The 24358-nt window shown below is 69.9% G+C and carries 19 protein-coding genes and 1 riboswitch; of the genes, 12 read left to right on the plus strand and 7 right to left on the minus strand.

The window, feature by feature from the left end; translation table 11 throughout:
* Window positions 1-18: 18 nt before the first annotated feature.
* From ACFQ6S_RS21250 to ACFQ6S_RS21280, 7 genes are all read left to right on the plus strand, one after another.
* On the plus strand, window positions 19-870 hold the full coding sequence (locus ACFQ6S_RS21250; protein ID WP_383411829.1) for a M24 family metallopeptidase: 852 nt from the start codon (window positions 19-21) through the stop codon (window positions 868-870).
* An 8-nt stretch (window positions 871-878) separates the two neighbouring features.
* Window positions 879-2636, plus strand: coding sequence for an SDR family oxidoreductase (locus tag ACFQ6S_RS21255; protein ID WP_383412964.1), 1758 nt, complete (start codon window positions 879-881; stop codon window positions 2634-2636).
* 54 nt (window positions 2637-2690) lie between these two features.
* Complete coding sequence (locus tag ACFQ6S_RS21260; RefSeq protein WP_383411833.1) at window positions 2691-3656, plus strand: MerR family transcriptional regulator; 966 nt, start codon at window positions 2691-2693, stop codon at window positions 3654-3656.
* Between the two features lie 122 nt (window positions 3657-3778).
* The gene (locus ACFQ6S_RS21265; RefSeq protein ID WP_383411836.1) at window positions 3779-4327 is read left to right on the plus strand and encodes an RNA 2'-phosphotransferase; all 549 of its coding nucleotides are present in this window, start codon (window positions 3779-3781) and stop codon (window positions 4325-4327) included.
* 25 nt (window positions 4328-4352) lie between these two features.
* The gene (locus ACFQ6S_RS21270; protein WP_383411839.1) at window positions 4353-4799 is read left to right on the plus strand and encodes a hypothetical protein; all 447 of its coding nucleotides are present in this window, start codon (window positions 4353-4355) and stop codon (window positions 4797-4799) included.
* Window positions 4800-4840: 41 nt separating this feature from the next.
* Window positions 4841-5743, plus strand: a complete 903-nt coding sequence (locus tag ACFQ6S_RS21275) for an LLM class flavin-dependent oxidoreductase (protein WP_383411842.1) — start codon at window positions 4841-4843, stop codon at window positions 5741-5743.
* A 136-nt stretch (window positions 5744-5879) separates the two neighbouring features.
* Window positions 5880-6746, plus strand: coding sequence for a Cof-type HAD-IIB family hydrolase (locus tag ACFQ6S_RS21280; protein ID WP_383411845.1), 867 nt, complete (start codon window positions 5880-5882; stop codon window positions 6744-6746).
* A gap of 16 nt (window positions 6747-6762) precedes the next feature.
* Here ACFQ6S_RS21280 and ACFQ6S_RS21285 read toward each other — a convergent pair whose 3' ends face one another.
* From ACFQ6S_RS21285 to ACFQ6S_RS21300, 4 genes are all read right to left on the minus strand, one after another.
* On the minus strand, window positions 6763-7839 hold the full coding sequence (locus ACFQ6S_RS21285) for a peptidoglycan DD-metalloendopeptidase family protein (RefSeq protein ID WP_383411848.1): 1077 nt from the start codon (window positions 7837-7839) through the stop codon (window positions 6763-6765).
* A 145-nt stretch (window positions 7840-7984) separates the two neighbouring features.
* Window positions 7985-11479, minus strand: coding sequence for a thiol reductant ABC exporter subunit CydD (gene cydD / locus ACFQ6S_RS21290; protein WP_383411851.1), 3495 nt, complete (start codon window positions 11477-11479; stop codon window positions 7985-7987).
* 12 nt (window positions 11480-11491) lie between these two features.
* Window positions 11492-12496 carry a cytochrome d ubiquinol oxidase subunit II gene (gene cydB / locus ACFQ6S_RS21295; protein ID WP_383411854.1) on the minus strand — a complete coding sequence of 335 codons (1005 nt, stop codon included), beginning with the start codon at window positions 12494-12496 and terminating at the stop codon, window positions 11492-11494.
* A 20-nt stretch (window positions 12497-12516) separates the two neighbouring features.
* The gene (locus ACFQ6S_RS21300; protein WP_383411857.1) at window positions 12517-14025 is read right to left on the minus strand and encodes a cytochrome ubiquinol oxidase subunit I; all 1509 of its coding nucleotides are present in this window, start codon (window positions 14023-14025) and stop codon (window positions 12517-12519) included.
* A 143-nt stretch (window positions 14026-14168) separates the two neighbouring features.
* Here ACFQ6S_RS21300 and ACFQ6S_RS21305 point away from each other — a divergent pair, with 143 nt between their 5' ends.
* The gene (locus tag ACFQ6S_RS21305) at window positions 14169-14570 is read left to right on the plus strand and encodes a cyclophilin-like fold protein (RefSeq protein WP_383411860.1); all 402 of its coding nucleotides are present in this window, start codon (window positions 14169-14171) and stop codon (window positions 14568-14570) included.
* Here the strand turns inward: ACFQ6S_RS21305 and hisC are convergent.
* Complete coding sequence (gene hisC, locus ACFQ6S_RS21310; RefSeq protein ID WP_383411863.1) at window positions 14567-15646, minus strand: histidinol-phosphate transaminase; 1080 nt, start codon at window positions 15644-15646, stop codon at window positions 14567-14569. The genes ACFQ6S_RS21305 and hisC overlap by 4 nt on opposite strands.
* 452 nt (window positions 15647-16098) lie before the next feature.
* Here hisC and ACFQ6S_RS21315 point away from each other — a divergent pair, with 452 nt between their 5' ends.
* From ACFQ6S_RS21315 to ACFQ6S_RS21325, 3 genes are all read left to right on the plus strand, one after another.
* Window positions 16099-17211, plus strand: a complete 1113-nt coding sequence (locus tag ACFQ6S_RS21315) for a LacI family DNA-binding transcriptional regulator (RefSeq protein ID WP_383411865.1) — start codon at window positions 16099-16101, stop codon at window positions 17209-17211.
* Window positions 17212-17452: 241 nt separating this feature from the next.
* The gene (locus tag ACFQ6S_RS21320; protein ID WP_383411868.1) at window positions 17453-18529 is read left to right on the plus strand and encodes a metallophosphoesterase; all 1077 of its coding nucleotides are present in this window, start codon (window positions 17453-17455) and stop codon (window positions 18527-18529) included.
* Between the two features lie 193 nt (window positions 18530-18722).
* Window positions 18723-19592, plus strand: a complete 870-nt coding sequence (locus ACFQ6S_RS21325; protein WP_383411871.1) for a hypothetical protein — start codon at window positions 18723-18725, stop codon at window positions 19590-19592.
* 119 nt (window positions 19593-19711) lie between these two features.
* On the opposite strand, the gene thiC is transcribed toward ACFQ6S_RS21325, so the two are convergent.
* Window positions 19712-21496: a phosphomethylpyrimidine synthase ThiC gene (thiC, locus tag ACFQ6S_RS21330; protein ID WP_383411874.1), complete on the minus strand. Its 1785-nt coding sequence runs from the start codon at window positions 21494-21496 to the stop codon at window positions 19712-19714.
* Window positions 21489-21678, minus strand: a riboswitch (TPP riboswitch). It overlaps the preceding gene by 8 nt.
* 341 nt (window positions 21679-22019) lie before the next feature.
* Between thiC and ACFQ6S_RS21335 the strand changes: the two genes are divergently transcribed.
* On the plus strand, window positions 22020-23558 hold the full coding sequence (locus ACFQ6S_RS21335) for a YibE/F family protein (protein ID WP_383411877.1): 1539 nt from the start codon (window positions 22020-22022) through the stop codon (window positions 23556-23558).
* A gap of 304 nt (window positions 23559-23862) precedes the next feature.
* Here the strand turns inward: ACFQ6S_RS21335 and ACFQ6S_RS21340 are convergent, their stop codons facing one another.
* The gene (locus ACFQ6S_RS21340) at window positions 23863-24300 is read right to left on the minus strand and encodes an SsgA family sporulation/cell division regulator (protein WP_383411879.1); all 438 of its coding nucleotides are present in this window, start codon (window positions 24298-24300) and stop codon (window positions 23863-23865) included.
* Window positions 24301-24358: the final 58 nt, after the last annotated feature.

The following is a 24358-nucleotide window of genomic DNA, read 5'->3' on the forward strand; positions in this document are numbered from 1 at the left end:
GACAGGTGGGGCGGTGGCATGACTACGGCGGTTTCAGGCGGACTCTCCGCGATGTCGGCGGAGTTGCAGGGGTTCAGACGAGTCCAGCGGCTGGCGTACGAGTGCGCGGAGGCCGTCGCCGCGCAGCTGGAGCCCGGCATCACCGAGCGCGAGGCGGCGCGCATGCAGCGCGAGTGGCTTCGAGAGCGCGGGGTGCGGGACTGGTTCCATCTGCCCTTCGCCTGGTTCGGGGACCGCACGGCGTTCGTGAACTTCCGCATCCCCCTGCAGTTCTTCCCCACCAACCGCCGCCTGGAGCCCGGGATGCCGTTCATCCTGGACATGGCCCCGGTGTACGACGGCTACACGGCCGACATCGGCTACTCCGGCTCGCTCGGCATCAATCCCGTGCAGGACAAGCTGATGGCCGACCTGGAGGCGCACCGGGAGCTGATCCTCAGCGCGGTGCGCGAGCGGCGGCCGCTGCGGGACATCTATGAGGACGTGGACCGGCTCATGGTTCGCCAGGGCTACGCCAACCGGCACCGCGCCTATCCCTTCGGCGTGATCGCGCACAAGGTCGACCGGGTCGAGCAGCGCCGCTGGTCACCGCATGTGTTCGGGTTCGGCACCCAGTCCCTGAAGGGCCTGGCGAGCGACGCGCTGCATGGTCACCGCGAGGGCTGGTCCCCGCTGTGGTCGCCGTACCGCTTCTCCGACCACCCGCCGCGGCCCGGCCTGTGGGCGGTCGAACCGCACCTCGGTTTCCGGGGTACGGGCGCGAAGTTCGAGGAGATCCTGGTCGTCACCGACTCCAAGGATCCCGAGGAGAGCGCCTTCTGGCTGGACGACGATCTGCCGCACGTGCGGCGCTGGGCGGAGGAGAAGTGACGGTGCCGGTGACTCTTCAGGACGCGCGCGAGCGCCGGGTGCGGACCGGCGGCGTCGAGCTGTGCGTCGCCGAGCTGGGCGATCCGGGACAGCCGACGGTGATCCTGGTGCACGGCTATCCGGACAGCAAGGAGGTCTGGTCCGAGGTCGCGCCGCGGCTGGCCGGCCGCTTCCATGTCGTGCTGTACGACGTCCGGGGCCACGGTCGCTCGACGCCGCCCAAGCCACTGCGGGGCGGGTTCACCCTGGAGAAGCTGACGGACGACTTCCTGGCCGTCGCGGACGCGGTCAGTCCGGACCGGCCCGTGCATGTCGTGGGGCACGACTGGGGCTCGGTGCAGGCCTGGGAGTTCGCCACCGTCCAGCGCACCGAGGGCCGGATCGCGTCCTTCACCTCGATGTCCGGGCCGTCCCTCGACCACTTCGGCCACTGGATCAACCAGCGCCTGAAGCGACCCACCCCGCGCCGGGTCGGACAGCTCCTCGGCCAGGGCGCCAAGTCCTGGTACGTCTACGCGCTGCACACGCCCGTGCTGCCGGAACTGGCCTGGCGCGGCCCCCTCGGCAAGCGCTGGCCGCGCATCCTGGAGCGGGTGGAGCGGATACCCGGCGACGGCTACCCGACCTCGTCGCTGCCGACGGACGCGGCGCACGGGGCGTGGCTGTACCGGGACAACGTACGGCCCCGGCTGACCCGCCCGCGCGCCGACGCCTTCGCACACGCGCCCGTGCAGCTCATCACGCCCCTCGGGGACGCCTTCCTGTCGGAGCGGCTCTACGACGAACTGGAGCTGTGGGTTCCGCAGTTGACCCGGCGCACGCTCCAGGCCAAGCACTGGATCCCGCGCAGCCGGCCGGACCAGCTGGTCGCCTGGATCACTGAGTTCGTGACCTCCGTGGAAGGCGGGCGGCCGGAGGGGGTGAAGGCGACCGGGAAGTACGCCGACCGCTTCGGCGGACAGCTCGTCCTGGTCACCGGCGCGGGCAGCGGCATCGGACGGGCCACGGCGTACGCCTTCGCGGAGGCCGGCGCGCGCGTGGTGGCCGTCGACCGGGACGCGGAGGCCGCCGCCCGCACCGCCGAGATGTCCCGGCTGATCGGCGCGCCCGAGGCCTGGGCGGAGACGGTCGACGTCTCCGACGAGCAGGCCATGGAGAAGCTCGCCGCGCGTGTCGCCTCCGAGTACGGCGTGGTGGACGTCCTGGTGAACAACGCCGGCATCGGACTGTCGGGCTCCTTCTTCGACACCACGCCCGAGGACTGGAAGAAGGTCCTCGACGTCAATCTGTGGGGCGTCATCCACGGCTGCCGGCTGTTCGGCAAGCAGATGGCCGAGCGCGGACAGGGCGGCCACATCGTCAACACCGCGTCGGCGGCGGCGTACCAGCCCTCCAAGGCGCTGCCCGCCTACAGCACCTCCAAGGCCGCCGTGCTGATGCTGAGCGAGTGCCTGCGCGCGGAGCTGGCGGGGCAGGGCATCGGCGTCACCGCGATATGCCCGGGCTTCGTCAACACCAACATCACCTCGACCGCGCGCTTCGCCGGGGTCGACACCGAGGAGGAGAAGCGGCGCCAGAAGAAGTCCGCGCGGCTGTACGGACTGCGGAACTACCCGCCGGAGAAGGTCGCCGACGCGATCCTGCGGGCGGTGGTGCGCGGTGAGGCGGTCGTTCCGGTGACGCCGGAGGCGCGGGGGGCGTATCTGATGTCGAGGTTCACACCGAAGGCGCTGCGCAGGATCGCACGGCTGGAGCCGCCGCTGTGAGCGTGGACCGCCGCTGCCGGCCCGGACCACCGACATGAGTAGGGAGCCGCTGCCATGAGCGCGGTCGGCCGCACGGCCGAGGGCCCGGCCCCGTCCGCGTACCGGATCGAGGACCTCGCGCACCTCAGCGGTGCCACCGTCCGCACCATCCGCGCCTACCAGGACCGGGGCCTGCTCCCCCGCCCCGAGCGCCGCGGCCGCGCCAACGTCTACTCGGACGCCCATCTCGACCGCCTGCGCCAGATCGCCGACCTTCTCGACCGCGGCTACACCCTGGCCTCCATCAAGGAGCTCCTGGAGGCCTGGGACGCCGGTCGCGGCCTGGGCGGGGTGCTCGGGCTGGCGGCCGAGGTGGACGGGCCGTGGACCGACGAGGAGGCGGTACGGATCTCCCGCGCCGAGCTGGACGAGCGCTTCGGCGGCGCCCCTGACGACGCGGCGGTGGCCGAGGCCGTGGAGCTCGGGGTGCTGGAGCCGGTCCCCGGGGACGAGGACTCCTTCGTGGTGCCCAGCCCCCAAGAGCTCGCCGTGGCGGTGGAGTTGCACGCGGCAGGGGTGCCGCTGTCCGCGATCTCCGGCCACCTACGGGAGTTGAGGGGGCAGGTCGAGCACATCGCGGCCCGTTTCCTGGAGTTCACCACCGAGCACGTCTTCGCCCGCTACCTCGAAGGACCGCACCGTCCGACGGACGCGGAGGCGGCCGAAGCGGCCTCACTCGTACGGCGGCTGCGCCCGCTCGCCCAGCACACGGTGGACGCGGAACTAGCCCGGGCGATGCGCCTGTTGGCGGTACGGCACCTGCACCGGCAGCTGGGCACGAGTGAGGTTCCGGACGCGGAGAAAAACACGCGAAACGTGGCCATTCCGGCATCGACAATGCGAGCCGTGGATGGCTTGGTTGGCCCGAAGCAGGCCGCCGAGTTCATCACGCTGGCCGCCGAACGGGAAGTGCGCGCCCGGGCCTTGGACCGACTCGCCGGAAGCCACCACCCGTCAACAGATCTTGACGAAACCCCTTGAAACGACGGCTCGTTGTCCACAGAAGCGCCAATTCCCCTGTGGATAACCGCACTTGGCTGTGGATCAAACATCGAGAGTGAAATCATTCGCGTGATTCGTGCCGCCCACGGCAGGCTGGTGCCATGGACGAAAGACGCACCGTGAAGGTGTCGAAGTACCTCTCGAAGCACCTGCGCCACCAGCCCGAGCGGATCGGGCTGATCCTCGACGAGGGCGGCTGGATCGAGATCGACGCGCTGATCGCCGCCGCGGCCGCGCACGGATTCCGGTTCACCCGGGAAGAGCTGGACCACGTGGTCGCCAACAACGACAAGAAGCGCTTCGCGATCGAAGGCACCCGGATCCGCGCCAGCCAAGGCCACAGCATCGACGTCGAGCTCGGACTGCCCCCGGCGACCCCGCCGCCGTACCTCTATCACGGCACCGTGGCGCGCAACCTGGACGCGATCCGCAGCGCGGGCCTCAGGCCCATGAACAGGCATGACGTGCACCTCTCGGCCGACCGTGAGACCGCGACCCGGGTCGGCGCCCGGCGCGGCCGCCCGGTGGTTCTCTCCGTGGACGCCGGCGCCATGCACCGCGACGGCCATGTCTTCCACGTCAGCGCGAACGGGGTGTGGCTGACGAAGGCCGTGCCGCCTGAGTATCTGCGCTTCCCCGAGTCGCACTGACCTGCCTTCCGGCATGATCAGTGGTATGGACCAATTCCCCACCACCGAGGCCGCCCTCTCCGCCTTGCGCGCCATCGCCGCCGAGTACGGCCGCGAGATCGAGGTGAGCCATGACATCGGCGCCGACCAGACCTCCCGCCGCAGCGCCGCGGGCGTCGGCGTCACCACGGACCCGGACGGCTCGCTGCCCCATGAGGCATACGTCGAGCTGGGAGGCTCGCCCAGGGTCAGCGTGCGGCTCTACCCGGAGGACGACGCGCTGATCACCGTCGAGGGCATCGAGTGCCCCGACGTCCCGCGCGACGATGTCCCCGCCTTCCTCCGCTCTCTCTTCGAGGGCCTCGCCCACGTGAAGGCGCGCCGCTTCCCGCCGGGCTACTTCCTGATCGTGCCGCTGCCGGGAGACCGGACGCACAGGGAGTTCATGCCGATGATCAGCCTCACTCCGTGGCTGAGCAGCCGCGTGCGGTGACGGTTTCACGTGAAACCCATTCGGCCGCATACGCTCGATGCATGAGTCTGCGCCTGAGCACCGTGATCCTCCCGTACCGCCACTGGTCCGAGGGGGGCCGCGCGGCATGGCAGCGCGCAGAACAGCTCGGCTTCCACAGCGCCTACACCTACGACCACCTGTCCTGGCGCAGCTTCCGGGACGGCCCGTGGTTCGGTGCCGTGCCGACGCTGACCGCCGCAGCGGCCGTCACCGATCGACTGCGCCTGGGCACCCTCGTGACCTCGCCGAACTTCCGGCATCCGGTGACCCTGGCCAAGGAGCTGATCTCCCTCGAGGACATCTCGGGCGGGCGGGTCACGCTGGGCATCGGCGCCGGCGGCGCGGGCTTCGACGCCACCGCCCTCGGCCACGAACCCTGGACCCCACGTGAGCGGGCCGACCGGTTCGGCGAGTTCGTCGCGCTGCTGGACCGGCTGCTGACCGAGGACTCGGTGTCGTACGAGGGCGACTTCTACTCGGCGCACGAGGCGCGCAACATCCCGGGCTGTGTGCAGCGCCCCCGGCTGCCCTTCGCGGTCGCCGCGACCGGGCCGCGCGGGCTGCGGCTGGCGGCGCAGTACGGGCAGGCATGGGTGACCACGGGGGACCCCAAGCTGTACGAGAACGGCACTCCTGAACAGTCGGTTCAAGCCATTCGCGGACAGGTCGAGAAGCTGGCCGACGCATGCGCGGCCATCGGCCGGGACGTGGCCGAGGTCGACAAGATTCTGCTCACCGGGTTCACCCCGGACCGCGGCCGTCCGCTGGAGTCCCTCGACGCCTTCGTCGACTTCGCGGGGCGCCATCAGGAGCTCGGATTCACCGAGATCGTGGTCCACTGGCCGATCCCCGACTCGGACTTCGCGGCCGACGAGAAGGTCTTCGAGCAGATCGCCATGGAAGCGGGCGCACAGCTGCGGTGAGCCCGGCAGCCCAGGCGCGCCCGGCTGTGGTGGCAGTGCTGGTCAGAGCGCTGTCAGCGGCGGTATCTGCTCAGGTGCCGCCTCAGATGTGCGGACCGCCGCACGGCCGTGCACGCATATGCGGGAGAATGACCCGGTGACCTCAGCGACTCGACAGCCTCAGAACCCGGCCGCCGGTGTGCGCCCCCGGCTCATCGCCACCGACCTGGACGGCACACTTCTGCGGGACGACAAGTCCGTCTCGCCCCGTACGGTCGCCGCGCTGGCCGCCGCCGAGGAGGCGGGCATCGAGGTGTTCTTCGTCACCGGCCGCCCGGCGCGCTGGATGGATGTCGTCAGCGACCACGTCCATGGTCACGGCCTCGCGATCTGCGGCAACGGCGCCGCGGTGGTCGACCTGCACGGCGGCCCCGGAGCCCATCGCTTCGTGAAGGTGCGCGAGCTGGCCCGGGAGAACGCGCTGGACGCCGTACGGCTGCTGCGTGATGCGGCGCCTGGCACGGTGTACGCGGTGGAGCAGACGTACGGCTTCTACCAGGAGCCGCACTATCCCAAGCTGCACATGGAGATACCGGACAACCTCGCGCCGGCCGAGGACCTCCTGGCGCCGGACGCGCCCGGCGCCGGTGAGCCCGTGCTCAAGATCCTCGCCTACCACCCGACCGTCGACCCCGACGCCTTCCTCACCCTGGCCCGCCTCGCCATCGGTGATCGCGCCAATGTCACCCGCTCCAGCCCCAGCGCCCTGCTGGAGATCAGCGGCCCCGGCGTCTCCAAGGCCAGCACGCTCGCCCTGTGCTGTGCCGAGCGCGGTATCTCGCACGAGGAGGTCGCGGCCTTCGGGGACATGCCGAACGACGTCGAGATGCTGACGTGGGCGGGCCAGTCGTACGCGATGGGCAACGCGCACCCGGATGTGATCGCCGCCGCGTCGGGCCGGACGGTCGCCAACAACGAGGACGGTGTCGCGGTCGTGATCGAGCGGATGCTGGAGCGGCCCTAGGCCGGTCGGGCCAGACCTACCCGAGCTCCACTCCCCGCTTCGTCAGCCACGGCACCGGATCCACGCCCGAACCCAGCTCCGCCGTGATCCGCACCTCGAAGTGCAGATGCGGTCCGGTGGAGTTGCCGGTCGTGCCCGACTGGCCGATCCACTGGCCGGTGTCGACCTGCTCGCCCTGGTCGACGGCGAGGGACGCGAGATGGGCGTACTGCGTGTAGTAGCCGTCCGTGTGCCGGACGACGACCTCCATGCCGAAGGCGCCGCCGCACGCCACCTTGACCACGCGCCCGTCCCCGACCGCCCGCACCGGCGTGCCGATCGGCACCGCGAAGTCCTGCCCGGTGTGCCGCTTCGTCCACCGCCGCCCCCCGCTGCCGAACCCGGCGGACAGCTCGTACGACTTCACCGGCGGGACCCATGCGCTGGTGAACTCCTTCTGCTTCTGGTCCAGCCGGACCGCGCCGGGGCAGGAACCTGCGGCCACGGAGGCTTCGGCCTGCCCCTGCAACTGCCACCGCGCCTCTTCGAGCTTCTGCTCGACGCCCCTCTTCAGCTCGGCGAGCTCGGCGTTGCGCTTCTCCAGGTTCTGCCAGGCCGCCTCGGCCCTGGCCTCGTCCTTGGCGAGCCGGGTCTCGGCGCGGCGGCTCTTCTCGATGGCGTTGCCGACGGCCAGGTTCGTCTGCGAGAACACGTGCTGACCGCGCATCAGCTGCTCCGGGCTCGTCGCGAGGACGATCTGCGCGGTGAGCGGCATCCCGCCGCTGGTGCGGTACTGGGCGCGTGCGATCCGGCCCAGGTCCTCGCGCAGCCCGCCGATCTCCCGCCGTTCGCGGTCGAGCAGCGTCTCGATCCGCTGCGCCCGCGCACGCTGTCCCTCGGCCCGCTGCCGCCCCGCCTCGTATCGCTCGGTCGCCTTGGCCGCGTCCTCGTACAGCTGCGCCACCTGCGCGCTGAGGCCCAGGTCACCACCGGATCCGGTGCCGTTGCGGCCCGGGGTTGCCTTGCCAACGGCGTCGGCGGGCCGGGCCACGAGCAGGACGAGCGCACACAGCAGCGCCGGAAGAACCTGGCGGCGACGGCGATATGAGCGCATATCAGCGATCCTGGCCCCTGGGTGGGGGCCAGGTCCTGTTGAGGTCGTACGCCTGGGGGACGCGTTGCTGCGGACGGGTCAGTACGGACGTTGACGCGAGCCGCGCCAGGGATGCCCCGGTCCGACCGACACGGAACCCCGGACCCTAGGACGCCCCCACGAGCAGATCCGCCGCTTCCTCCCGCTCCACCATCCTCCGCAGCGGCCCGTCCACGGCGGCCAGCTCCGTGAACGCCCCCCGCTGCACCACACGCCCCTCGTCCACGACGACCACCTCGTCCACGGCCTCCAGCCCGGCCAGTCGGTGCGTGATGAGCAGCGTCGTACGGCCCTCGGTGGCGGCCAGCAGGTCGGCGGTGAGGGCGTCGGCGGTGGGCAGGTCGAGGTGTTCGGCGGGCTCGTCGAGCACGAGGACCGGGAAGTCGGCGAGCAGTGCGCGGGACAGCGCGAGCCGCTGCCGCTGTCCGCCCGACAGCCGCGCCCCGTGCTCGCCCACGAGCGTGTCCAGCCCGTCGGGCAGGCCGTCGGCCCAGTCGAGCAGCCGGGCGCGCCGCAAGGCGTCGCGGAGTTGGTCCTCGGTCGCGTCCTTCCTGGCGAGGAGCAGGTTCTCGCGCACGGAACTGTCGAAGAGATGCGCGTCCTGCGCGCACAGCCCCACGAGCCGCCGTACGTCGTCGCCGTCCAGCGCGTACGCGTCCACGCCACCCAGCGTGTACGAACCTCCGCCCGCGTCCAGGAACCGCAGCAGCACCTGCGCCAGCGTCGTCTTACCGGATCCGGACGGTCCGACGACGGCGATCCGGCGGCCCTCCTCCAGAGTCAGGTCGAAGCCGGCGAGCGCGTCCCGGTCCTGCCCGGCGTGACGGGCGGTCAGGCCCCTGACGGCGACCGGGAAGGGCGAGGCGGGTGCCTGCCGGGGCCGCTCCGGCTCCCGTACGGGCTCGGGCGCGTCCAGCACCTCGTGGACGCGCTCGGCGCTCTTACGCACGCGCTGGCGGTGCTGCACGGCGAGCGGCAGCCCCAACACGGCCTCGAAGGCGGCCAGCGGGGTGAGGACGACGACGGCCATCGTCACACCGGCCAGCCGGCCGTCGGTGACCGCAGAGGCGCCCACTAGGGCGGTGGCGGCGACCGTCAGCCCGGAGATCAGCGCGGTGAGTCCGTCACCGAGGGCGGTCGCGGTGGCCGCCCGCGAGGCGATCCGGGTCAGCACCCCGTCGGCCCGCCGCGCCTCGGCCGTACGGCCGGGCAGGGCACCGGCGACGGTCAACTCGGCGGTGCCGGTGAGGAGATCCGTCACACATGTCGCGAGCACCCCGCGAGCGGGCGCCAGCCTGCGCTCGGCGCGGCGGGCGACAGCGCCCGTGACGAGCGGGACTCCGACGCCGGCCGTGAGCAGCCCGACGGCGAGCACGGCACCGGCCTCGGGCAGCAGCCAGGCGGTGAAGCCGACGGCACCCGCCGAGACGACGGTCGCGGCGCCCGCGGGCAACAGCCACCGCAGCCAGTAGTCCTGAAGGACGTCCACATCGGCGACGAGCCGCGACAGCAGATCGCCCCTGCGCGTACGGCGCAGCCCGGCGGGCGCCAGCCGCTCCAGTCGCCGGTACACGGCGACCCGGGTATCGGCCAGCATCCGCAGCACCGCGTCGTGCGACACCAGCCGCTCGGCGTACCGGAACACGGCCCGCCCGATACCGAAGGCCCGCGTCGCCGTCACGGCCACCATCAGATACAGCACGGGCGGCTGCTGCGAGGCCCGCGAGATGAGCCACCCGGAGGTGGCCATGAGCCCGACGGCACTGCCGAGCGCGAGGCTGCCGAGCAGCAGGGCAAGGAAGAGGCGGCCACGCCGGGGTCCGGACATGGCACGGACGCGAGCGAGAACGCCCCGTGCGTCCGTCCCGAGCGGCACGGCCTCGGCGTCGGCCGAGGAGGAATCCTCGTGTGCTTCGTTCTCGACCGGCCGCTCGACCGACGTGCCGGCCAGGACCCCCGCCACGGGTGCAGCGACCTCAGCGAGCCGCACCACCCGGTCCGCCACACCCAGCAACGCCGGCCGGTGCACGACCAGCAGCACCGTGCGTCCCACCGCCAAACGCCGCACGGCCGCCACGACCTCGGCCTCGGTGGCACCGTCGAGCGCGGCCGTCGGCTCGTCGAGCAGCAGGACGGGCCGGTCCGCGAGAAACGCACGGGCCAGCGCGAGCCGCTGCCGCTGCCCCGCGGACAGCCCGGCACCGTCCTCACCCAGCACGGTCTCGACGCCCTCGGACAGCGCGTCCACGAACTCCAGGGCTCCGGCATCCGCCAGCGCCCGCCGTACGGCGTCGTCGTCCGCGGCGGGACGCGCCAGCCGTACGTTCTCCGCGATCGTCCCCGCGTACAGATGCGGCCGCTGCGGCACCCAGGCGATGCGCGAGCGCCACTCGGCCAGATCGAGTCCGGCGAGTTCGGCTCCCCCGATCAGGACTCGGCCCTCGGTCGGCCCCACGAAGCCCAACAGCACGTTCAGCAGCGTCGACTTGCCCGCACCGCTCGGCCCGACGAGGGCGACCGTCTCACCGGGTTCGACGGTGAAGGACGCGCCCGAGACGGCGTCGGAGGTCCGGCCGGGATAGCGAACCGAGACCGCTTCGAAGGAGACGGGGCCCGTCGGAACCGCCCCCGTGCCGGACGCCGGCACGGGGGTCTCCAGAACCTCGAAGATCTCCTCGGCGGCGGACAGTCCCTCGGCCGCCGCGTGGTACTGCGCTCCCACCTGCCGCAGCGGCAGATAGGCCTCGGGCGCCAGGACGAGGATGACCAGGCCGTCGTACAGATGCATCTCGCCGTGGACGAGCCGCATGCCGATCGTCACGGCGACGAGTGCCACCGAGAGCGTCGAGAGCAGCTCCAGCGCGAAGGAGGAGATGAAGGCGATCCGCAGGGTCCGCATGGTGGCCCGGCGGTACTCGCCGGTGATCCGCCGGATCGACTCGGCCTGTGCCTTGGCCCGTCCGAACACCTTCAGAGTCGGCAGCCCCGCGACCACGTCCAGGAAGTGCCCGGAGAGTCGGGACAGTAGCTGCCACTGATGGTCCATCCGTGACTGCGTGGCCCAGCCGATCAGCATCATGAAGATCGGAATGAGCGGCAGAGTGCCGACGATGATGGCCGCCGAGACCCAGTCCTCGGTCACGATCCGCGCCAGTACCGCCACCGGCACAACCACCGCGAGCCCCAACTGCGGGAGATAGCGCGAGAAGTAGTCATCGAGGGCGTCGACGCCCCGGGTGGCCAGGGCGACCAGCGATCCGGTCCGCTGTCCGCCCAGCCAGCCGGGCCCCAGCTCGCCCGCGCGCTCCAGGAGCCGTCCCCGCAGCTCCGACTTCACAGCCGCGCTGGCACGATGGGCGGCCAGCTCGGTGAGCCAGGCGACCACCGCGCGCCCGGCTGCGACGGCGGCCAACAGCAGTAGGGGAGTGCGCAGTTCAGCTGCGGACATCCCCAGCTCGAACGCCCCCACCACTGCTTCGGCGATGAGCATCGCCTGGGCGATGACAAGTACCGCACCGATGGCACCCAGCCCTACGACCGCGATCAGAAAGAGGCGCGTGGCGCGGGCGTATCGGAGGAGACGCGGGTCGATTGGTTTCACGTGAAACACACCTCAGTGCACGGTTTCAGCGATGTGCTGCGTACCGATCCGCTTGCGGAAGACCCAGTAGGTCCAGCCCTGGTAGAGCATGACGACCGGTGTCGCGATGACCGCACACCAGGTCATGATCTTCAGGGTGTAGGGGCTCGACGAGGCGTTGGTGACCGTGAGGCTCCACTCGTCATTGAGCGAGGACGGCATGACGTTCGGGAAGAGCGTCAGGAAGAGCATGGCCACGGCGGCCACGATGGTGACGCCGGAGAAGGCGAACGACCACCCCTCCCGCCCGGCCTGGTTCGCCACGAGCGCCGCGACCAGCGCGACGACGGCCACGACCAGTGCGACCAGGCTCTTGCCGTCGCCGTTCTCGACCTGCGTCCAGAGCAGGAAGATGAGCGCCAGTACGGCCGTCGCGAGGCCGACCCACAGCGCCAGCTTCCGCGCCCGCTCCCGGATCTCTCCGACCGTCTTGAGCGCGGTGAACACGGTGCCGTGGAAGGTGAACAGCGTCAGCGTCACCAGACCGCCGAGGAGCGCGTACGGGTTGAGCAGGTCCAGGACGTTGCCGACGTACTCATGGTTCTCGTCGAGCTTCACGCCCCGCACGATGTTGCCGAAGGCCACTCCCCACAGGAACGCCGGGAGCAGCGAGCACCAGAAGATGGCCTGCTCCCAGTTGCGCTGCCAGTTCTCCTCGGGCCGCTTCGCCCGGTACTCGAAGGCGACACCGCGGACGATCAGGCAGACCAGGATGAGCAGCAACGGCAGATAGAAGCCGGAGAAGAGCGTGGCGTACCACTCGGGGAAGGCGGCGAAGGTGGCGCCGCCCGCCGAGAGCAGCCATACCTCGTTGCCGTCCCAGACGGGACCGATGGTGTTGATCAGCACCCGCCGCTCGGGCCGGTTGCGGGCGAGCAGCTTGGTGAGCACGCCGACCCCGAAGTCGAAGCCCTCCAGGAAGAAGTAGCCGGTCCACAGGACGGCGATCAGGACGAACCAGACGTCGTGAAGTTCCATGACTGTGCAGCTCCCTCGGCCTAGTACGAGAAGGCCATCGGCTTGTCGGCGTCACGGGAGTCGCCGCCGATCTTCGTGGGCGGGTTCAGGTCGGCCTCCGTCAGCTCGGGCGGGCCGGCCTTGACGTACTTCGCGAGGAGCTTGACCTCGACGACGGCGAGGATGGCGTACAGCGTGGTGAAGACGATCATCGAGGTGAGGACCTCGCCCTGGGAGACTCCGGGGGAGACCGCGTCACGGGTACGCAGGACGCCGTACACGACCCACGGCTGACGGCCCATCTCGGTGAAGATCCAGCCCCAGGAGTTGGCGATCAGCGGGAAGGCCAGGGTCCAGATCGCGATGCGCCAGTACCACTTGGTCAGCTTCGGGCCGAGCGCCTTCTTCGGGAGCAGCACCAGATGCGGCACCTCGTCGTCACCGACCCTCAGATGCTGCGGCAGCATGAACTTCTTGCGGGTCAGCCAGAGTCCGATCAGGCCGATGGTGAACGACGCCATGCCGAAGCCGATCATCCACCGGAAGCCCCAGTAGGCGACGGGGATGTTGGGCCGGTAGTCGCCGGGACCGTACTTCTCCTGCTCGGCCTTGTTGACGTCGTTGATGCCGGGGACGTACGAGGTGAAGTCGTCCTTGGCCAGGAAGGACAGCAGGCCGGGAATCTCTATGGCGACCTTGTTGTGGCCCTTGTCGACATCGCCGATGGCGAAGACCGAGAAGGGTGCCGGCTTCTCGCCGTCCCACAGCGCTTCGGCCGCGGCCATCTTCATCGGCTGCTGCTCGTACATGATCTTGCCGAGCGTGTCACCGCTGACCGCGGTGAGCAGTCCGCCGACGGCGACGGTGACCAGGCCGAGCCGCAGCGAGGTCTTCATGTCGCTGATGTGCTTCTTGCGCAGCAGATGGAAGGCGGAGATGCCGGCCATGAAAGCGCCGCCCGTGAGGAAGGCCGCCGAGAGGGTGTGGAAGGCCTGCGCGAGCGCGGTGTTCTGGGTCAGAACGAGCCAGAAGTCGGTGAGCTCGGCCCGCCCCTTGGCCTCGTTGATCTTGTAGCCGACGGGGTGCTGCATCCAGGAGTTGGCCGCCAGGATGAAGTACGCCGACAGGATCGTGCCGATCGAGACCATCCACATGCATGCCAGGTGGATCTTCTTCGGCAGCCTGTCCCAGCCGAAGATCCACAGGCCGATGAAGGTGGACTCGAAGAAGAAGGCGATCAGCGCCTCGAAGGCGAGCGGAGCACCGAAGACGTCACCGACGAAGCGGGAGTAGTCGGACCAGTTCATGCCGAACTGGAACTCCTGCACGATGCCGGTGACCACACCCATCGCGATGTTGATCAGGAAGAGCTTGCCCCAGAACTTCGTCGCCCTGAGGTACTTCTCCTTCTCCGTGCGTACCCAGGCGGTCTGCAACCCGGCCGTGAGGGCCGCCAGCGAGATCGTCAGGGGGACGAACAGGAAGTGGTAGACGGTGGTGATGCCGAACTGCCATCGCGCCAAGGTCTCCGGCGCCAAAGCCAGGTCCACGTCGCCGCTCCTTACATACGCTTGTGAAAGCGTTCACATTCACAAGCAATTATGCAGCACGGTCACTATCGCCCCCCACAGGGGGGTCCCTCGTTAAGACTCACCCCTTGGCGAGAACTTCAACATATTGTTGAATCGCCAGCATGCCGACACAGACACCGCTTCAGATACGGATCTCCTGGCCCGCGGGACACCTCACCGCGACCCTCGACGACACCCCGACCGCACAAGCCCTCAGCAAGGCCCTGCCGCTCAGCTCGACCGCCCGAACCTGGGGCGAGGAGGTGTACTTCGACACAGGAGTGTCCGTTCCACGTGAAACCGACGCCCGGCAGGTCGTCGACCCGGGCACCGTCGCCTTCTGGACGGACGGCGACGCACTCGCCCTCCCCTACGGACCCACGCCGATCTCGCGAGGCGACGAGTGCCGCCTCGCGAGTCCGTGCAACGTCCTGGGCCACATCGACGGCGACCCTCGCCTGTTGGCGACGGTCCGCGACGGTGACCCCGTGCGCGTGGAACTGTTCGACCCGGCGGACGCCTAGAAGTCCTTGCGGAACCCTTCCGCCACCTTCAGGAAGATGTCGTTCGCCTCGGCTTCCCCGACCGTGACCCGCACACCCTCGCCCGGGAACGGCCGGATCACCACGCCCGCCTGCTCACATGCCTCGGCGAAGGCGACCGTGCGCTCCCCCAGCCGCAGCCACACGAAGTTGGCCTGAGTCTCGGGCACGGTCCAGCCGTGTGCGCGCAGCCCGTCGACCACGCGGTTGCGCTCACACACCAACGACCCGACCCGGCCGAGCAGTTCGTCCTCGGCACGCAGCGAGGCGATGGCCGCCTCCTGCGCGAGCTGACTCACCCCGAAGGGCACAGCCGTCTTGCGCAGGGCCGCCGCCACCGGCTCATGGGCGATCGCGAAGCCGACACGGAGGCCGGCGAGGCCGTACGCCTTGGAGAACGTCCGCAGGACACAGACGTTCGGCCGCTCACGGTAGAACTCCACCCCGTCCGGCACCTCGGGGTCACGGATGAACTCGCGGTACGCCTCGTCGAGCACCACCAGGACATCGGTGGGCACCCGGTCGAGGAACCGCTCCAGCTCGGCCCGCTTCACGACCGTGCCCGTCGGGTTGTTGGGGTTGCAGACGAAGATCAGCCTGGTGCGGTCGGTGATGGCGGCGGCCATCGCATCCAGGTCGTGCACCTCGCCCGGCGTCAGCGGCACCTTCACCGAGGTGGCGCCGCTGATCTGCGTGATGATCGGGTACGCCTCGAAGGACCGCCAGGCGTAGATGACCTCATCGCCGGGTCCGGTGGTGGCCTGGATCAGCTGCTGAGCGACGCCGACCGAGCCGGTGCCGGTGGCCAGGTGGGAGAGCGGAACGCCGAAGCGCTCGGACAGCTCGTTCATCAGCCCCGTGCACATCATGTCCGGGTAGCGGTTGAACGACGAGGCGGTGGCCATCACCGTCTCCATCACACCGGGCAGCGGCGGATAGGGGTTCTCGTTGGAGGACAGCTTGTAGGCCACAGGGCCACCGGCCGCGGCGGGCTTGCCCGGCTTGTAGGTGGGGATACCCTCCAGCTCGGCGCGCAGCTTGGGGCTCGTCTCGCTCACCGCAGTCCTCCTCGCGACCACCGGCGGCCCATCACCGCCGCCGGCTCCAATACTTCTCACCTTATGAGGATTCGGCGCCGATGCGTACAGGTGAGCAACGCCCGATGCGTACGGCCGAGGTCTGCCCGGCCGCTGACCCCAGCTGCCACACCAGCATCAGGGGCATCGCTGTACGAAGGCGTACGAATTGGGGGGCGCGCCACACATATATCTACGCGCCGGTGGCTCGCGCCCTGGCGCGCATCACCCGTGAAGGTGAGTTGAGACCTCTTCGAAACATCGGACACTTGGCAGGCCCATGCGCGCCGACAAGTCACGTCCTGCCATTGGATCGTTCAACTCCCTTTCTTTCAAAGGCACTTGACGTCCAATGACCTTGCAGAAACGTGCCTGTCAACGATTGCATATGCGTCCGCACTACCCCACCGCATGAGCCCTACTATCGGCTCGCCATGACAGCAGCAGGGAAGCACCAGGTGAGCCGCGCGGAAACCTCACGTCGAGGCAGTCGGCCCGGTCGGGCGGGCATCAGAGACGTGGCGGCCGCCGCCGGAGTCTCCATCACGACCGTCTCCGACGCTCTCAACGGCAAGGGCCGACTCCCCGACGCCACCCGACGCCATGTCCGCGAAGTCGCCGACCGGCTGGGCTACCGGCCCTCGGCCGCCGCCCGCACACTCCGAACCGGCAAGTCGGGACTCATCGGCCTGACCGTGACGACCTACGGGGATGAACCTTTCACCTTCACCGAGTTCGCGTACTTCGCCGAGATGGCGCGCGCCGCCACCTCGGCCGCGCTCGCCCGCGGCTACGCCCTCGTGATCCTCCCCGCGACCTCGCGCCACGACGTCTGGTCCAACGTCGCCCTTGACGGCACGGTCGTCATCGACCCGTCCGACCAGGACCCGGTCGTCAGCGAACTGGTCAGACAGGGGCTCCCGGTCGTCTCCGACGGCCGCCCGGCCGGCTCGCTCCCGGTCACCGCCTGGGTCGACAACGACCACGAGGCCGCCGTGATGGGCATCCTCGACCACCTGGCCGACGCGGGCGCCCGTCGGATCGGCCTGCTGACGGGCACCTCGACGGACACGTACACCCATCTGTCCACCACCGCGTACCTGCGCTGGTGCGAGCGCGTCGGACAGGACCCGGTGTACGAGGCCTACCCCGCGCACGACCCGTGCGCGGGCGCCGTCGCCGCCGACCGGCTGATGGCCCGTCCCGACCGCCCCGACGCGGTCTACGGTCTGTTCGACCCGAACGGCACCGACCTGCTCGCCGCCGCCCGCCGCTACGGCCTGCGCGTACCGGACGACCTGCTTCTGGTGTGCTGCAGCGAGTCCACGGTGTACGCCAACACCGAGCCGCCCCTCACCACGCTCTCCCTGAAGCCGCGCCGGATCGGTACGGCGGTGGTCCAACTGCTCATCGACGCCATCGAGGGGGTCGAGTCGGACCAGCCGGTCGAGCAGGTGATACCGACCGAGCTGATCGTGCGTACCTCGTCCCAGCGACGTCCGCCGCGCACGACCGTCAGCCCGCCGCGGTCCCCCGAGGAGCGGTAGGAGCGCGGCGAAGCAAGGGAACGGCTGGTCGGGGGGCCGGCCGAGCCCAGCCGTCGAGTGGTCGAAGCCCTGCCCAATCGGGGCGAAAGCCGCGGTGAACAGGAGTCCTGCTCCGATTCACCACCCCTGGGTCATCACATGGCGCGATCGGCATTCCTATGATGGGCCCACGACACCCGCGGGCCGCTGCGACCAGGCAGTCCGATGCGGTGCAGATGCGGCGCGATGGTGGAGGGGTCTGATGACTCAGGGGGCCGGTCAGGGACCCGAGGTGGAGCGCACGGCGACGTTGCGCGACTTCCGGGTGCCCGCGTACGTCCACGAGACCGGTCCGTACGCCCACAGCACGCACCCGGGCGAGGTCGCCCCGCCCCTCGACGAGGCCTATCCCGAGGGGTACACGCCCACGCAGCGCGACCTGCCGGTGATCAACCGCGGCGACACGGTCCAGGTGCACGTCGACCCCGCCTCCCTGCCGGCCCAGCAGTCCACCCAAGGCTCCGGTCCGCTGTTCGTCGTCGGCGATGTGCACGGCTATCTCGACGAGCTGACAGCCGCCCTCCAGGAGAAGGGCCTCATCGACTCGGAGGGGAGCTGGTGCGCGGGCACCGCCCGGCTGTGGTTCCTCGGCGACTTCACCGACCGCGGCCCGGACGGCATCGGCGTCATCGACCTCGTGATGCGGCTGTCCGCCGAGTCCGCCGCGGCCGGCGGCTACTGCAAGGCCCTGATGGGCAACCACGAACTGCTGCTGATCGGCGCCAAGCGGTTCGGCGATACCCCCGTCAACTCCGGCGCGGGCACCGCCACCTTCCAGGCGGCCTGGCTGCTCAACGGCGGCCAGAAGACCGACATGGACCGTCTCCAGGACCACCACCTTCAGTGGATGTCCCGGCTGGACGCCATGGAGGAGGTCGACGGCCATCTCCTCGTGCACTCGGATACCACCGCCTATCTCGACTACGGCGACTCGATCGAGGCGGTCAACGACACCGTCCGCGAGACGCTCACGCGCAATGACGCCGACGAGTGCTGGGATCTCTTCCGCAAGTTCACGAGGCGCTTCTCCTTCCGCGACGAGGGCGGCCCCGACCATGTGCGCTCCCTGCTCGATACGTACGGCGGCACCCGCATCGTTCACGGCCACAGCCCCATTCCGTATCTGCTGGGCGAGGTCGGCTCCGAAGACGGCGAGGACAACACGGGGCCGGTGATCGAGGGGCCGCATCTCTATGCGGAGGGCCTCGCCATCGCGATGGACGGCGGCGTGACCATGGCCGGAAAGCTGCTGGTTCAGCAACTTCCCCTGGATATCTGAACGTTCACCGGGCAGGCGTCCCCCCATCCCGCAGCGACGGAGGACGGCGCAGGCCAGGGCCCAATTTTGGCAAACCCCCTGTCACCGTGTGCCGTCACCGCTCTACCATCGGCTTATCCGTAGCAGGCTCCCCTCCGTTTCTGCCCGACGGCTCGTTGGCATGCGAGCCCCAAGCCCTACGGAGCATCGGGGGATGCACATGAACAGCGTTCCGCAGCACCTGCACAGCGAGGACCGCCAAGAGTACGAGCGGATCCTCGACGAGGCGCTGCGCTCCGCACCACACCGCCCGGAACTGGCCGCTGTGGGACAGCGGCTCAACCCCGAACAGCTGCGCACCATGGCGCTGAACGCCACCGCACTCATCACGGCGGCCGCGGCGACCGAGTACCAGCACTACGTGAAGGTCCGCGAGGAACTGCGCCAGCCGGCGCCGTCCACCCCGTCGTCCGCCCGCGAGTCCGGCTCCACCGAGTCGGGTACGGGCGCGATGGGGCTCGCCACCACCATGGGAGAAGTCGCCGAGACGGCCGGCCCCGGCGTCGTCGCCGTGGTCGCCGTGCTGGCACCCGTCCTCGCGGGCACCGCCGCGGCGATCTTCCTGCTTGTCGGCTACATCCTGAAGATGTTCGACCCTGAGCCGGCCTTCGCCCAGACGATGCTCACCACCGGATGGGTGTTCGGCGCCATCGCGGCGGCCGCGATCCTGGTCGCCGCCGTCGGACTTCTGCTCACCGCCCTGCGCAACCGTCCGGCCTTCGACTCGGGGCCGTACGGCGAACTGAGCGAAGGGGTGGCCCGGGCCAGGGAAGCCTGGCGCGAAGCCCTGCTGGAGCGCGGTGTCCTGCCCTTCCTGAGGGAAGCGCTCGTCGACCCCGGCACGGCGGCGGCCCTGCACCGCACGCCACCGTCGACCCCGGCCGGCCGTATCCCGAACCTCGGCTACGACCGCCCCGGTTTCAGCAGCCCGGGCGACGGCTCCTCCGCGGGCCCGCGCCCGAGCTTCAGCAGCCCGGACTACACCAGCCCGGACTTCGGAGGGCCGGAACACCAGCCGGAGTAGCCCCTCGGCTTGCGCCCCCGCCGTGAGCGGGCCCCCCGCAGGGGACCTCCTCCTCGACGGAACCCCGGGGACATCTCCTCGGGGAGGCGCAAGCCGAACAGCCGGGCAGGACGTCGACGTCAGTCCGCGATCGGCAGATACACCCGGTTGCCCGCCGCGGCGAACTCCTGCGACTTCTGCGCCATGCCCTCCTCGATCTCCTGCGGGGAACCGCCGTGTTGGCGGCGGATGTCCTGGGAGATCTTCATCGAGCAGAACTTCGGCCCGCACATCGAGCAGAAGTGAGCCGTCTTGGCGGGTTCGGCCGGAAGCGTCTCGTCGTGGAACTCCCGTGCCGTGTCCGGGTCCAGGGCGAGGTTGAACTGGTCCTCCCACCGGAACTCGAAGCGAGCGTCGGACAGCGCGTCGTCCCAGTCCTGCGCACCGGGGTGCCCCTTGGCGAGGTCCGCCGCGTGGGCAGCGATCTTGTAGGTGATGACGCCGGTCTTGACGTCGTCACGGTTGGGCAGGCCCAGGTGCTCCTTGGGCGTGACGTAGCAGAGCATCGCCGTGCCCCACCAGGCGATCATGGCGGCACCGATACCCGAGGTGATGTGGTCGTACGCCGGCGCGACGTCCGTGGTCAGCGGGCCGAGCGTATAGAACGGAGCTTCATCGCAGATCTCCTGCTGAAGGTCGATGTTCTCCTTGATCTTGTGCATCGGGACGTGGCCCGGGCCCTCGATCATGGTCTGTACGTTGAAACGCTTGGCGATCTGGTTGAGTTCCCCGAGAGTCCGGAGTTCAGCGAACTGCGCCTCGTCGTTGGCGTCCGCGATCGAGCCGGGCCGCAGGCCGTCGCCCAGCGAGTAGGTGACGTCGTACGCGGCGAGGATCTCGCAGAGCTCCTCGAAGTTCTCGTACAGGAACGACTCCTTGTGGTGCGCCAGGCACCACGCCGCCATGATCGAGCCGCCGCGCGAGACGATGCCGGTCTTGCGGTTCGCGGTGAGCGGTACGTACGGCAGGCGGACGCCCGCGTGGACGGTCATGTAGTCCACGCCCTGCTCGGCCTGCTCGATGACCGTGTCCTTGTAGATCTCCCAGGTCAGTTCCTCGGCCCTGCCGTCGACCTTCTCCAGGGCCTGGTAGAGCGGCACCGTGCCGATCGGGACGGGGGAGTTGCGCAGCACCCACTCGCGGGTGGTGTGGATGTTGCGCCCGGTCGACAGATCCATGACCGTGTCGGCGCCCCAACGGGTCGCCCAGGTCATCTTCTCGACCTCCTCCTCGATGGAGGACGTCACCGCGGAGTTGCCGATGTTGGCGTTGACCTTCACCAGGAACCGCTTGCCGATGATCATCGGCTCGATCTCCGGGTGATTGACGTTGGCGGGCAGAACCGCACGGCCCGCGGCGATCTCTTCGCGGACCACTTCGGGAGAAACGTTCTCCCGGATGGCCACGAACTCCATCTCGGGTGTGATCTCGCCGCGGCGCGCATAGGCGAGCTGCGTGACGGCCTGGCCGTCGCGGCCGCGACGCGGCTGGCGCGGTCGTCCCGGGAAGACCGCGTCGAGGTTGCGCAGGCCACCACGCGGTGAGGTGTGCTTGATCCCGTCGTCCTCGGGACGGACGGGACGACCCGCGTAGTCCTCGGTGTCTCCGCGGGCGATGATCCAGTTCTCCCGCAGCGGAGACAGTCCGCGGCGGACGTCGGTCTCGGTGAGTGGATCGGTGTACGGGCCCGATGTGTCGTACAGCGTGACCGACTGCCCGTTGGTGAGGTGCACCTGGCGGACCGGCACCCGCAGATCGGGGCGTGAACCCTCGACATACGCCTTGTGCCAGCCGATGGACTTCCCGGCCTCCTGGGACTTCTCGTCCTGAACGGAGGCAGGCGTGCGCGCGTCCTTGATGGTCATGAGACCTACTCCCTACGCCGGCATTACCCGGTAACAGGTTCGGCGGTCGACGCAGCGTTATCCGTCTGCCGACGTTTCGTGTGAAACATCACTCGCGATGGGTGATGTTTCATGTGAAACATCGCTGGGACGGAGGTCAGCGCCCTCTCAGCCCGGTGCTCCGAGCTCCCGCGTGTACAAAGGTGGTCCCACGCTAGCGTCAATTCGGGCGCGGTGAACAGGGGGCCCCGGCCGTTCTTGCGATGATCGGTCGGTGACCACGACGCATGAACCTCCGTACCCACCGCCCGAGCCGCCCCGCGGCTCGGGCGCCGGAAGCGGCCCCGGAAGCGGCCCCGGAAGCGGCCCCGGGAACGGTCCCGCACGGGGTAACGGCCCGGCAGGCGGCCGGGGTTCAGGGGTTCCCGGAGGCAGATACGACGGCGGATACGGCCGTGGTTCCGCGGGTGGCCAAGACGATCGGGCGGCTGGAAACAGCGGCTGGCACGAACACGGCAGCCGGCCCGGGCCCGGGTCCGAAGGAATGCCGGAGCAGCGGGGCGGAGTCGGCGGGGGGTACGAGCGTGGCCCTGGCGGGCACGGCGGCCCCGGCGGGCACGGCTACGGTCCCGGCTCCGGCGGCTCGACGGGGCAGGGGCCCGGTCCGGGTGACCGGCCCGGTCACGATGCCGGTGATGGTCATGGTCACGGACCCGGATCCGGCGGGCCGCGGGGCGGTGGCGACGATGACGGACATGGGCATGGGCACTCGCACAGTCACGCCCACGGTCCGGCGGCTCCCGTCTCCCGGCATCTGCGCAAGGTCATCGCGGCGGTTCTGATCCCGTTCGCCGCGGCGGTGGTGGTCGGTCTCGCGGTGCTGTGGCCGGGCGGTGCCCCAGGGCACGAGCGCACCGGAGTCGGCTTCGACCGGCAGACACAGCAGGCCACGGTCACCAAGGTCGTCGAGCTGAGCTGCAAGGACGCGGGCGCCTCGGGCGTGCCGCCGACCGGCGACACCTCCACCGCCGAGGGTTCCTCCGCAGCGCAGCAGGAGAGCGGCACCTGCAAGAAGGCGACGATCCGTGTCGACACCGGCAAGGACAAAGGCCGTACCTTCACGGAGATCGTCCAGCCCGACCAGTCGCGCCAGTTGCACGAGGGCCAGGAGGTCGTGGTCGCCTACGAGCCCTCCGCGCCCAAGGACCTCCAGTACTCGGTCACCGACGTGAACCGGCGCATTCCGCTGTCGGTGCTCGCCGGGATCTTCGCACTCGCCGTCGTGGTCGTCGGCCGGTTGCGGGGCCTCATGGCGCTGATCTCGCTGGCCATCAGCTTCCTGCTGCTCAACTTCTTCATCCTGCCCGCGATCCTCCAGGGCTCGAACCCACTGGTCGTGGCGGTGGTGGGGTCGAGCGCGATCATGCTGATCGCGCTCTTCCTGTGCCACGGCCTCTCGGCCCGGACATCGGTCGCGGTGCTCGGCACACTGATCTCGCTGCTGCTGATCGGTGTCCTCGGCTCGGTGTTCATCGACTGGGCCGCGCTCACCGGCAACACCGACGACAACACCGGCCTCATCCACGGTCTGTATCCGTCGATCGACATGAGCGGTCTGCTGCTCGCCGGCATCATCATCGGTTCGCTCGGTGTCCTCGACGATGTGACGGTTACCCAGACCTCCGCGGTCTGGGAGCTGCACGAGGCCAACCCGACGATGGGCTGGCGCGGGCTGTACCGGGCCGGCATCCGCATCGGCCGCGACCACATCGCGTCCGTCGTCAACACGCTTGTCCTCGCCTACGCGGGCGCCGCGCTGCCGCTGTTGCTGCTCTTCTCGATCGCGCAGAGCGGCGTCGGTACGGTCGCCAACAGTGAGCTGGTCGCGGAGGAGATCGTGCGCACACTGGTCGGCTCCATCGGACTGGTCGCCTCGGTTCCGGTGACCACGGCTCTCGCGGCCCTGGTGGTCTCGGCAGACCGGCCGGAGAAGGGGGCGGCGCCCACGGGCACCCAGCCAGTCATGGCGGGCACGCAGCCGGCTCCCGGCCGCGGCGGTAGGGGACGACGGCGTAAGCGCTGAGGGCGTCAGCTGTGCCGCGGAAGCGGTCACGGCAGAGTGCGTTGACGGCAGATGCGCCGGCCGTCGACCTCCCGGCCGCCGAGGGCGTCGTATGACAGCCCGACGGGGACAGCCGATGCTGACAGCAGAGCAGCCGGTTGACGGCCGCCCGAGTCTGCGTCGCTGACTCCGCCCGAGTCCTGCGTCGCCGACTCCGCCCGTCCGGCGGAGCGTGAAGCACTTCCGGCGGGGCGGAAGCGCCCGCACGCGCCCCTTGCGCACCCGCTGAAGCGTTACGCCACGCCGCCCTCGCTGACGTAACGCTTCACCCGGCGCTCTGCTCCTCCGCCAGGATGCGATCCAGGGCCTCGTCGAGATGGGCGTCGAAGTCGGCGAGCGTGCCCTCCTGCCCGAGCGGCACCAGCTTGTCGGTGCGGTCGAGGAAGGCCACAAGAGGCGCCACGGAGGAGCGGAACAGCGCCTGGTCCGGCCCCACCTGAAGCCGGATCAGGACGTCGCCCAGCGTCTCGGCACCCGCCGGCGAGACCCGTACATCTCCCTCCCCGCACGGCCGGCCCACCCCGTCGACCAGCAGCTCACGACCGAAGGCCCAGGTCACCGGGGCATCACCGGGCAGGTGAAAGGTCAGCCGTACCGCGTAGGGATCACACGTCTCGTAGCGCAGCTCCACCGGGATGCGGAAGGAGAGCTCCTCGGAGACGAGAAAGCTCATCATGACCTCTGCCTGTACGGACTCGCGCATCGCCTACCCCGTCGTTTGCCTTCGACTGGCCGGGACCGGATCCCGAGCCTGGTGGAAT

The sequence above is a fragment of the Streptomyces sp. NPDC056479 genome (genome assembly GCF_042795335.1).
GTDB lineage: Bacteria > Actinomycetota > Actinomycetes > Streptomycetales > Streptomycetaceae > Streptomyces.